This is a genomic window from Pseudomonas sp. KCJK9111 (genome assembly GCF_046231935.1).
GTDB lineage: Bacteria > Pseudomonadota > Gammaproteobacteria > Pseudomonadales > Pseudomonadaceae > Aquipseudomonas > Aquipseudomonas parafulva_B.
The window spans coordinates 1-556 of record NZ_JBJJMO010000136.1 but is presented as its reverse complement, the minus strand read 5'-3'; the positions used below and the strand labels follow the sequence as shown (position 1 = coordinate 556).

Below are 556 nucleotides of genomic sequence, written 5' to 3'. Positions count from 1 at the left end.
TTGAGTGCTGACTGGCGTCTTGTCCAGAGTCAGTTGCTCGAACTTGCCAACATCAGCGCCGGCAACGGAGGCGATCGATTTAACGACCGGATCGTTGGCACCGACGTAGTCGTTGTCAGGGGCGGTCACAGTGACCGAACCGGTAGTGCTGTTCGCCGGGATGGTGATGACAGTCTTGCCATCATCCAGTGTGAAGGTCAGCGCGCCATGCTTGTCGATGGGCAAGCCGTCTTTGTTGGTCAGAGTCACGGTGTAGGTGATCTGGCCACCTTCGGCAACCGAAGTAGTCGCAGTGAGCTTGGCCACAACTTCGTCGATGGTGTCGGTCACTTTGACCGAAGCATCATTGCCCAGTTGCAGGTTCTCGAAGGTACGGCCGCCTACGTCGGCTGCCGACTTGATGCCCAGGCTGATTTCGCCGGAGTCTTTGTAGACGTCGTCGCCTTGCGCTGCGTGGGTGTACTGGGCGCTGGTTTCGCCGGCCTTGATGGTGACCTTCTCGTTGTTGCTCAAGGTCACGACCAGGTCGTTAGCCAGGGCCGTGTTCACGTGCACT

Annotated in this window: 1 protein-coding gene; it reads right to left on the bottom strand. The window is 58.5% G+C overall.

The features are described 5' to 3' along the window. Positions 1-556, bottom strand: a 556-nt coding sequence (locus tag ACK59L_RS21510) for an immunoglobulin-like domain-containing protein (RefSeq protein ID WP_409275961.1), incomplete at both ends; no start/stop codon positions are given.